We start from the raw sequence: 10,778 nt of genomic DNA, 5'->3' as shown, positions 1-10,778 counted from the left end.
GTATTTCAACATAGTGTCAGCGTCAGACACTTTGAAAGGATCGCCTGGTTCTTCAGGTTCGATAAACATTTTTTCAACCACGCCGTCGTTAACCAGCATGGAGTAACGCCAAGAGCGTTTACCGAAGCCCAAGTCTTCTTTGTCAACCAACATACCCATGCCTTCAGTGAATTCACCGTTGCCATCAGGGATCATGTAGATGTTGTCGGCTTCTTCTTCCGCAGCCCAAGCGTTCATTACGAAAGTGTCGTTTACAGATACGCAGTAAATTGCGTCAACACCGTTTTCTTTGAACGCACCAAACAATTCGTTGTAGCGTGGCAGGTGAGAAGAAGAGCAAGTTGGAGTAAATGCGCCAGGCAGAGAGAACACGACTACTTTTTTGCCTTTGAACAAATCATCAGTAGAAACATCTTTCCAAGTGTCGCCAACGCGAGTGCGGAATACTACGGAAGGTACTTTTTGACCGGTACGATCTTGCAAAGCCATTTTTAAGCTCCTTAAAAATTCGGGTTTGAGAAATGAATCAATGCTTGCATTTTAATGCAGGCTTATCGATTTGTATAATTTATAGTTCAAATAATATTAATTACATCAAACTATCAATTCAATTAAACCGAAAACAGCTATTCTTCTAAATGAAGGCCATCTGAAATAAAACAAGTACCTGACTGAAATTATTTTTTAGGTAAGGGCTGAATGGGCGAATCTGAAGCCACAATTTCGCCGATGGCTGTTTCCGCAATATCCTTCAAAGCATAGCGGTCTTTATCAGGCATATCTGTCGGTTTGTATTGAGGCGAGAAATCCAAACGGATACGGATTTTCTTCATCGAAACAATACGCCATAAAGATTGAAACAGGTTTACCTCCGCATAGGATGGCAAATCCGTCCGTTGTCCTTCGCCATCATAATAGCGTAAGGTTACCGCCTGAATCGGCGCTTTCGCATCAATAGCCGATTGAAACAGGGCTGCTTTAAACGGCAAAATACCCAAGCCGGAAGAAGTGCGCGCCTCGGGGAAAAAACTTACATTCTGCCCTGCTTTCAATGCCGCACAAATCGCCTGATTAATCGGCTCGACATCACGGCGGGAATTACGGTTAATAAACACCGTGCCGGCATTCTTACCCATTTTCCCCAAAACCGGCCAACCGCTGATTTCCTGTTTCGCAATAAAACTACTCGGATAAACGGCGCTCATGGCAAAAATATCCAACCAAGACACATGGTTAGCCACCACCAAAGTACCGCTCACATTTCCTTGAGGCGGTACGCCGATTTCCAATTCGATATCCAAAGCATCCAATGCGCCTTTTCCCAAAACAACCACCGCATGATTGCGTTCCTCTGCATTATTGCCATCGATGGCACGCAAATTCCGACCGGTTCGGAACAACCAAGCCGCCAAACGGCAAAGCCTGCCCAGTCGTTTAAAAAAAGGAGCTTTTTGTTTAGACATAAAATTTCTTCTGTATGGTATTCATTATTTTCAGACGGCCTCTGACATTTAAGGCCGTCTGAAACTATTTCTGGCAATTTGGACAATAAAATGTTCCACGCTGCCCCAAAGTTTCTTTAAAAATCAACCCGCCACACTGAACGCAAGGCTCGTTATGACGGCCATAGACCGTATATTCCTGCTGGAAATAGCCGCTTTTACCATCGCTATTGACAAAGTCCCGCAGCGTACTACCGCCGGTTTCAATCGCCCTTTGCAGAACCGCTTTAACGGTTTCCACCAATAATGCGCATTCTTTCTTGGTCAGCTTATTCGCCGGACGCAATGGCGAAATACCTGCCTTAAACAGACTTTCATTCGCATAAATATTACCGACACCAACCACCACTGCATTATCCATCAGCGCTAATTTGACTGCACGCTTTTGGTTTTTCAATTTCAGATACAGGTAATTTGCATCAAAATCGTCCGAAAGCGGCTCCGGCCCCAACTTTTCCAACAGCGGATGATGCTCGGCAACCCCTTCATACCACAACACCGCACCAAATTTACGCGGATCGTGATAACGCAATACGGTACCGTCATCAAATGCGAAATCCAAATGATCGTGTTTATCCGGCGTGGCGATACGCTCATCATCAGCGGTAAAAATCCGCAAACTGCCGGACATACCCAAATGAATAAGTAAAATACCCGTTTCAAAAGTAATAATCAAATACTTCGCACGTCGGTTGCATGCCAAAACTTTGCGGCCGGCCAAAATTTGCGCTAAGTTTGGATGAATAGGCCATCTCAATTTAAACTGGCGAATAATGACTTTTTCTATCTTTTTGCCATCAATATGCGGCGCAATTCCGCGTAAAGTCGTTTCTACCTCAGGTAATTCAGGCATCATTATTCTCCAAATTCATCATTATATATAGGCCGTCTGAAAACTATTCGGCCAAACGTGCCGTACTTAAAGCAACCGTATTGCCATCGAATGCAGATTCCAATTCAGGCAAAGGATGGACACCAATCAGATGTTTCGTTAAAACCACACCATACACTGCCGCACACTGAGGCCACCACCTATCCCCTGCCTTTTCCATAAACTGCCAAAACTTCAAAGCAGATGACGAATTTACCGCTGGCAGATAATCCATAAACTGCCCATATTCCATTTCAAAACCAATAGTGGCAGTTTTTCGTTTCAACTCAGCCAAAGCCAAGCATTGAGATTTCATAGGCAGTCTTTTACCATCAAACCACGAGCTCAATCCCCACAAAGATTTAGGGTTGAACCCCGTCAAAATCAACCTGCCTTCAGGTTTTAATATCCTAAACGCCTCTTGCAACACCAAATCTGCAGATGAAACTTCCAAAAGATGGGGCATCAATAACACATCCACGGAATGCGTTTCAAATGCCAACATTTCAGCATCCATCCGCACATCGCGAGGCACTACAAGCATGTTTTCAGACGGCCTCTGCCATACACCGCCCAATTGAACCGCCACCTGCCTATTCAAATACTGCAAATGCCGTCTGAAAAAATCCGCCTCTTTTTGAGCAAGATATTGCCCCATTGGCGTTTGCATAAAAAAAACTTCCATTAAAGGCTCCCCTATGCATCCCGACTTGTGTGACAGAATTTTAACACCACGACCACATCATACAAGCAAATTCCCTGCCCGACTTGACGATTGAATGCTGAAACGATACCATCGAAAGGACGGAATTTTATTATATATTTGATAACTCTATTTACTATGGCAAAACTAAAAACCATCGCTCTGACCGTTTCAAGCCTGTCGGCAGTTTCCGCTACAGCCTACGCGCAAAACGCTACGCCCAATCAAGTCGGCATGGCCATGATGCGCCTCAACTCCTCCCTGCTCGACCAAGCCAAAGCACAAACTTTCGGCTCTGGCAGCTTGTGGGCATCATTGCGTAAAGACTTCCGCATCAACGAAGTTAACACAGAACTGGTTCGCCGCCATGAGAACAAATTTGCTGCAAACAGTGCATATTTCGACCGCACCATCTCCCGCAGCAAACCTTATATGTACCATATTGCCAATGAAGTTAAAAAACGCAATATGCCTGCTGAAATCGCTTTGCTGCCTTTCATTGAAAGCGCATTCGTAACCAAAGCCAAATCACACGTCGGCGCATCCGGCCTGTGGCAATTTATGCCGGCTACCGGCCGCCACTTCGGCTTGGAAAAAACACCTTTGTATGACGGCCGCCACGATATTTACGCCGCTACCGATGCCGCACTGAACTATCTGCAATACCTGCACGGCATGTTCGGCGACTGGTCTTTGGCCCTTGCCGCTTACAACTGGGGCGAAGGTAACGTCGGCCGCGCCGTAAACCGCGCCCGTGCGCAAGGTTTGGAGCCGACATACGAAAACCTGCGTATGCCGAACGAAACACGCAACTACGTTCCCAAACTTTTGGCCGTCCGCAATATCGTTGCCAATCCGCAAACCTTCGGTATGAATATCAGCGAAATCAGCAATCAGCCGTATTTCAAATCTGTCAGCATCGACAAACCTATTGATAACAGCACAATTGCTCGTTTTGCAAATATCAGCGAAAGCGAACTGTTGGCACTCAACCCAGGTTTCAATGCCCCGGTATTCATCCCTAAAAATAACCGTCGCCTGTTGTTGCCGGTTTCTGCGGTTTCCGCATTTGAGAAGAACTACCGCAATGCCAATCCAGATACCCTGATGTCTTGGGATATTTATACTTCTTTGGGTAACAAAAAGCTTAATGCCATCGCCAACGATACCGGCATGAGCGTAGCCGAACTCAAGCGCCTCAACGGCCTAAGCGGTAGCGCCATTTCTGAAGGCCGCAGCATTTTGGTGGCTAAAAACTCAGCTACCCAGAGTCAAGACATTATTAACTTTATCGACAAAGACAATACTCCGGATACTTACCAATCCAATATGCCGGCTATGTCTCCAATTATTGCTTCCAGCGTAGCAGAACCGGTTAAAGTTGCTCAAACTACCGTGACCAATATTGTTGCTCCTGTTGTTCCACAGTCCAGCAAACCGGTTGACTTTATTGCACGCAGCAAAACTGAAAACGTTACTTCCGTAGTGGTAACAGAAGCCAAAGCCCAACCTCAAGTTGCAAATGCGGAAGTGCCTGCTCCAGTTGCAGCCATGACCCATGCGACTACCGAGACCATTGCTAAAAATGTTACAGAAGCACCCAAATCAGCCATCCCTGCAGACTTGACCGCGCCGACTGTTGCCGCAAACGATGTAGCCACTACTCCTGTAGTTGAAACTGTTGCCGCTGCGCCGGCGCAAGAAGAGCATGACGACCTGATGGCATTGGTACAAAGCCGACCAGCAGAGGAATCTTCAGCGACTGTTGCCGAGGCCACACCGGAGAGCAAACAAGTTCAAACTGTTGTTACCGCCGAAAGCGCACGCACGATACGCATCGCAGCCAATATGGCTAAACAACAACACCGTATCAATGCGCGTCTTGCCCGTGTAAGCGGTCAGCAAAACACACAAACTGCAGCACTTGCAGCGGGTACCCACCGTGTGGAAGATGGCGATACATTGTTTAACATCTCCAAACGCTATAACCTGAGCGTAGCCGATTTGATTATTGCCAACAATATCAAAGGCAACAATATCAAAAAAGGCCAAATCCTCCGTGTTACAGCCGCTCCGGCAAAAGTCCGCAGCAACCCGGTTCAAAACGTTTCCTACACTGTACGCAAAGGCGATACCCTGAACACCATCGCCAGCCGTTTCAATGTTGATATTAACGATATCCGCCGTTGGAACCGCAATACCCGTACTGTGACTCCTGGTCAACGTTTGAAACTGATCGGTAGCTAATACTTGCTTCAAAACAAAGGCTGTCTGAAATATTCAGACGGCCTTTTTCTTTATCATAAACACATAAATTCAATTTTGATAACAAAATAGTTATTCAAGCCATAAACATCTATGCAATAACTCTCACATAGAAAAAAGAGTGTACAAAAACACACTCTTTTTCAAACAGATTGCCATCAAATTCTACTCTTAACACCTGCATTCAAACATATAAATCCTGTATACACATCACTATGCCGGTGAAAAAGCATCACAGAAGAAGGCATCTTCCGGTAAAGCACATTTTTGAGTCAGTAAACCATGCGCACTTTCGGTCATCTCTGGTGATCCGCAAGCATAAACTTCATATTGGCTTAAATCAGGATAATTTTGTGCGGCAACGTTTTGCACGTATCCATTCTCCCCTTTCCAATCGGAATCAGACTTAGAAAGAACAGGCGAGAATTTCGCATTTTTCAGACGGCCTATTAATGCTTCTACTTCTTCCAATGCATACAAATCCTCCTGCTGACGTGCCCCCCAGTAAAAATGAACCTGACGTTCTCTATTCTGATGAATCAAATCAAGCAAAATACTGCGGATAGGTGCGTAACCTGTACCCGTTGCCAACAAAATAATCGGTTTATCGCTGTCCTTTTGCAAAGTAAACGTACCCAATGGGCCTTTAACGCGGACAATGCCTTTTTCTTTGATTTTAGGCTCGGCACCAAAAATCATTTCTGAGCATACGCCGTTTTCACGTTTGCGGATATGCAGCTCCAAAACGCCTTCTTGGTCAGGCGAATTGGCGATTGAATAGCTGCGGCTGATATTGCCGGGAAGCAGCAAATCAATATATTGTCCGGCATAAAATGCAAATGGCGGCGCTTTAGGCAAAGCCAGTTTGAGCAAAGCAACATCGTGTTTGATTTCAATGTTTTCAATACGTGCCGGCAATGTGCGTACTGGCAAAGCATTTTGATTAAAACCCGGCACATTAATTTTGAGGTCACTCTTCGCAGTGGTACAGCACAATAACACTTTACCCTGCGCTTTTTCTTCTTCACTGATGGCTTTATCGATATGATCGCCCATTTCAAATTCGCCACTCATCAACTCGGCCTTACATTGTCCGCAGGCTCCACTTTTACAAGAATGAGGCAAATTTAAATTCTGACGGGTTGCGGCGGCAAGAACTGTTTCGTCCTCATTCGCCGTAAATGTGATTTGATCTGATAAGGTAATAGTATGTGTCATAGTATTTTAGAATAATTTTAGAATCAAAAATAAAGGCCGTCTGAAAAATAAGACCTATTTTTCAGACGGCCTGTCCTATCTATCAAGCCAACTTAGCTTTAATCAACTCTTGAACCTGAGCCGGATTAGCCTTGCCTTTACTTGCTTTCATCACTTGGCCGACAATCGCATTTAAGGCTTTTTCATTGCCGGAACGGAATTGCTCAATGGCTTTCGCATTATTTGCCAACACTTCGTCCACCATCGCTTCAATTGCGCCAGTGTCGGTAATCTGTTGCAAGCCATGTTTTTCGATGATTTCGGCAATACCTGCTTCAGGCTCGGCCCACATTGCTTCAAAAGCTTTTTTCGCCAATTTGCTGCTTAATGTTCCATCTGCAACTTTAGCAACCAACTCGGCAAGACGTGAAGCCGTAATCGGGCTTTCAGCCAATTCCAAACCTTCTTTGTTCAAGGTAGCGGCAAGCTCGCCGTTCATCCAGTTCGCCGTCAATTTACCTTGGCCGCAGGCTTTGGCTGCTTCTTCAAAATAGGCAGCTTGAACGCGGCTGGCAGTCAACAGGCGCGCATCATAGTCAGACACGCCGTAATCGGCAACAAAACGCGCCGCCATTTCATGTGGCAATTCAGGCATTTGCTCTTTGGCTTTTTGCAACTGGCCGTCTGAAATAATGACCGGCAGCAAATCCGGATCTGGGAAATAGCGGTAATCGTGCGCATCTTCTTTCAAACGCATCACACGGGTTTCGCCTTTTTCAGGGTCAAACAGCATGGTTGCCTGCTGTACCTTACCGCCGTCTTCCAAGATTTCGATTTGCGCTTCCACTTCATAATTGATGGCTTGTTCCAAGAAGCGGAAAGAGTTGAGGTTTTTGATTTCACGGCGTGTGCCGAACTCTGCTTGACCTTTTGGCCGTACAGACACATTGGCATCAACACGGAACGAGCCTTCCGCCATATTGCCGTCGCAAATATCCAGCCAAGTCACCAAACCGTGCAACGCTTTAGCATATGCCACAGCTTCGGCTGCAGAACGCATTTCAGGCTCGGAGACAACTTCCAACAAAGGCGTACCGGCACGGTTCAAGTCAATACCGGTAGCACCGTTCAAACCTTCATGTACGGATTTGCCCGCATCTTCTTCCATGTGCGCACGGGTAACATTGATGGTTTTAACCTCATCGCCCACCACGATTTCCAGTTTGCCGTGTTCAACAATCGGCAAATCCAACTGGCTGATTTGATAGCCTTTCGGCAAATCAGGATAGAAATAGTTTTTACGGTCGAACACGTTTTTCTGATTGATTTTCGCATCCAAAGCCAAACCGAGTTTGATGGCTTTTTCGACGACTTCGCGGTTCATTACCGGCAATACGCCCGGCAACGCACACTCAACCACACTGGCGTGGGCATTAGGCTCGGCACCGAATGCAGTGGATGCGCCGCTGAAGATTTTGGATTGGGTGTTGAGTTGGACGTGGATTTCCAGTCCGATTACGGTTTCCCAAGTCATAAGGGTCTTTCTGTCGAAAAAAAGTTAATCGGTTAAATGAGTGATTCGTTTTTCAGACGGCCTGAATAAAACACCATAATAGGCCGTCTGTAAGATAAGTTTATTTCCTGCGGCGTTGGAAACCGGGCAGTTGCCAATGGAAACGGTATGCAGTCAGGCGAAACAACAATCCGCCAGCAAAGAGCAGGTTTAACGTAAAAATATTAATCCAGCCCAAATGCCCGAACAGATAAATCAGTCCGCCAATCAAAATGGCTACGCTGCCGTAAAGGTCGGTGCGCAAAATCATCGGCACATCATTGACCAAAATATCGCGCGCAATACCGCCACCAACGGCAGTCACAAAAGCCAAAGAAATAACGCCGAACAAATTAAGCTGCAAAGCCATACCGATTTGTGCGCCGGTAATGCTGAACGCTGCCAAACCAATGGCATCGGCAATAATAAAAGCAGCGGCCAAATAGGTGCTGCGATAACGTTGCACCCTTATCAACCATGCGATGGCAAGCGTGGCAAATACGACTATCAGCGCATCGGTTTGCAAAAACACCTGCGGAATCCGGCCGACCAAGCCATCGCGTATCATGCCGCCGCCGACAGCCGTCAGTAACGCAGTAATGACGACACCGAGTACATCCAAACGCTTGTTGTAGCCGACTAAATAGCCGGAAATGGCAAACGCGGCTGTCCCAATGATTTGAATGAAGTCGGTGGCTGTCATGTTTTTAAATATCTATAATATGCAGCACCTCAATACATTCAGGCGCTTTTATATGGTTTATTTTCAGACGGCCTTGAATCATCAAGACCCTAAAACATTATTCCGGCGCTTTGGTGTGCCAATCGCTGTTCAGTTGAACTTGATGTGCGGCGCCCAAAATTTTGGCTTCGGAGAAATAGTTGCCGATAAATTGCACACCAATCGGCAGACCGTTTGCACTGAAACCGGCAGGCAGAGTCAATGCAGGCAAACCGGCAAGGTTTACGGCGATGGTGTAAATATCGGACAAGTACATTTGCACAGGATCGTGGATGTCGCTGCCAAGTTTCGGCGCGGCAGTCGGCGCAGTCGGCGCAAGAATGAAATCACATTGACTAAAGGCCGTCTGAAAATCATTGGCTACAAGGCGGCGCAGTTTTTGCGCTTTCAGGTAATAAGCATCGTAGTAACCATGGCTCAATACATAAGTACCAATCATGATACGGCGTTTGACCTCGCTGCCAAAACCTTCGGCACGGGTGTTACTGTACATTTCTTCCAAATCACCGAATTGCGCTGCACGATGGCCATAACGTACGCCGTCGAAACGGGATAAGTTGGTACTTGCTTCAGCAGAGGCGAGAACGTAATAAGCAGGAATCGACAATGATGTTTGCGGCAGGGAAACTTCAACAGTCTCTGCGCCTTGAGCTTTGAGCAAATCGATAACACTTTGCAAGGCCGTCTGAACATCGGCATCCGCGCCTTCGCCGAAATATTCTTTAGGCAAACCGATTTTCAAACCTTTGAGCGGCTTGTCCAAATCACGGGTGTAGTCTTCTTTGTCGCGCTCCAAGCTGGTGGAATCGCGCTCGTCAAAGCTGGCCATGGCGTTCAACAAAATCGCGCAGTCTTCGGCCGTTTGCGCCATAGGACCGGCTTGGTCAAAGCTGGAAGCATAAGCAACCATACCAAAGCGTGAAACCGTACCGTAAGTCGGCTTGATGCCGGTAATGCCACAATGCGATGCTGGCTGGCGGATAGAACCGCCGGTATCCGAACCTAACGCAGCCGGTGCCAAACGCGCCGCAATCACAGCAGCCGAACCGCCTGACGAACCGCCGGGAACATGCTCAAGATTCCATGGGTTTTTGGTTGCGCCGTAGAATGAAGTCTCATTGGTCGAACCCATGGCAAATTCGTCCATATTGGTGCGGCCAAGAGTAACCATGCCGGCATCCAACAAGTTTTGCACCACAGTGGCAGTATAAGGAGAAACAAAGTTATCCAACATTTTGGAGCTGCATGCACTGCGCCAACCTGTTTGGCAGAAAATATCTTTGTAAGCAACCGGCACACCGGTCAAAGCCGTTGCATTACCGGCCGCGATACGCGCATCGGCTGCTTTGGCCTCAGCAAGGGTCTTATCTTGATCGATGGTCACATAGCCATTGATGGCAGGGTTTTTCGCAGCAATAGCGGCCAAATATTCGGTCGCCAATTCGACTGCGGAAATTTGTTTGGATTGCAGCAGGCTGCTGGCTTGTTTGAGCGTGTAAGCGGTCATTGTGCCGTACTTTCTATAAAACAGTTTTTGCTTTCAAAACAGATATTGAAAACATCCGTTTAAATCAATAAATCGGGCCGTCTGAACAGAATATCCTTTCAGACGGCCTTGCAATAGGGGTTTGCCGATAAGCAAAGGCCGTCTGAAACCTTATTCCTCAATCACTTGAGGAACGATATACAGGCGGTTGCGCACTTCGGGGGCAACAGCCTGATATTCTGCAGCGTGGTCGGTTTCAGTCACTTTATCTTCGCGCAGGCGCAAAGCGGCTTCGTGCGGATGCGCCATGGGTTCGATGCCGTCGGTATTGACGCTTTGCATGTTTTCAACCATGGCGAAAATGTCGTTCAACTCGGCAAGCATTTTGTTTTTTTCTTCGTCCGTTAAAGTGAGGCGCGAGAGTTTTGCGATTTTTTCCACATCATTTAAGCTTAAAGCC

10 protein-coding genes are annotated in these 10,778 nt (G+C 46.8%); 1 reads left to right on the top strand and 9 read right to left on the bottom strand.

What is annotated here, in order from left to right; translation table 11 throughout:
• From ACTHSP_RS13575 to ACTHSP_RS13560, 4 genes are all read right to left on the bottom strand, one after another.
• A partial coding sequence (locus ACTHSP_RS13575; RefSeq protein WP_440346273.1) for a peroxiredoxin occupies positions 1-489 on the bottom strand: 489 nt, incomplete at its 3' end.
• Between the two features lie 188 nt (positions 490-677).
• Positions 678-1,463 (bottom strand): 1-acylglycerol-3-phosphate O-acyltransferase, encoded by a 786-nt coding sequence (locus ACTHSP_RS13570; RefSeq protein ID WP_440346272.1) that lies wholly within the window; start codon positions 1,461-1,463, stop codon positions 678-680.
• A 64-nt stretch (positions 1,464-1,527) separates the two neighbouring features.
• A complete protein-coding gene (gene mutM, locus ACTHSP_RS13565; protein WP_314511775.1) occupies positions 1,528-2,355 on the bottom strand; it encodes a bifunctional DNA-formamidopyrimidine glycosylase/DNA-(apurinic or apyrimidinic site) lyase in 828 nt (275 codons plus the stop codon).
• Positions 2,356-2,398: 43 nt separating this feature from the next.
• The gene (locus ACTHSP_RS13560) at positions 2,399-3,058 is read right to left on the bottom strand and encodes a class I SAM-dependent methyltransferase (protein WP_314511777.1); all 660 of its coding nucleotides are present in this window, start codon (positions 3,056-3,058) and stop codon (positions 2,399-2,401) included.
• 156 nt (positions 3,059-3,214) lie between these two features.
• Between ACTHSP_RS13560 and ACTHSP_RS13555 the strand changes: the two genes are divergently transcribed.
• On the top strand, positions 3,215-5,323 hold the full coding sequence (locus tag ACTHSP_RS13555) for a LysM peptidoglycan-binding domain-containing protein (RefSeq protein WP_314511779.1): 2,109 nt from the start codon (positions 3,215-3,217) through the stop codon (positions 5,321-5,323).
• A 231-nt stretch (positions 5,324-5,554) separates the two neighbouring features.
• Here the strand turns inward: ACTHSP_RS13555 and ACTHSP_RS13550 are convergent, their stop codons facing one another.
• The 5 genes from ACTHSP_RS13550 to gatC all read right to left on the bottom strand — a co-directional run.
• Entirely contained in the window at positions 5,555-6,559 is a 1,005-nt protein-coding gene (locus tag ACTHSP_RS13550) for an FAD-binding oxidoreductase (RefSeq protein WP_314511781.1), read from the bottom strand.
• An 82-nt stretch (positions 6,560-6,641) separates the two neighbouring features.
• Positions 6,642-8,072 (bottom strand): Asp-tRNA(Asn)/Glu-tRNA(Gln) amidotransferase subunit GatB, encoded by a 1,431-nt coding sequence (gene gatB / locus ACTHSP_RS13545; protein WP_314511783.1) that lies wholly within the window; start codon positions 8,070-8,072, stop codon positions 6,642-6,644.
• A 100-nt stretch (positions 8,073-8,172) separates the two neighbouring features.
• Positions 8,173-8,793 carry a trimeric intracellular cation channel family protein gene (locus ACTHSP_RS13540; RefSeq protein WP_049331484.1) on the bottom strand — a complete coding sequence of 207 codons (621 nt, stop codon included), beginning with the start codon at positions 8,791-8,793 and terminating at the stop codon, positions 8,173-8,175.
• A gap of 97 nt (positions 8,794-8,890) precedes the next feature.
• Positions 8,891-10,339 carry an Asp-tRNA(Asn)/Glu-tRNA(Gln) amidotransferase subunit GatA gene (gatA, locus tag ACTHSP_RS13535; RefSeq protein WP_314511784.1) on the bottom strand — a complete coding sequence of 483 codons (1,449 nt, stop codon included), beginning with the start codon at positions 10,337-10,339 and terminating at the stop codon, positions 8,891-8,893.
• 150 nt (positions 10,340-10,489) lie between these two features.
• A partial coding sequence (gatC, locus tag ACTHSP_RS13530) for an Asp-tRNA(Asn)/Glu-tRNA(Gln) amidotransferase subunit GatC (RefSeq protein ID WP_440346271.1) occupies positions 10,490-10,778 on the bottom strand: 289 nt, incomplete at its 5' end.

This window comes from Neisseria sp. P0001.S005 (genome assembly GCF_051963715.1).
This window is presented reverse-complemented; position numbering and strand designations above follow the sequence as displayed.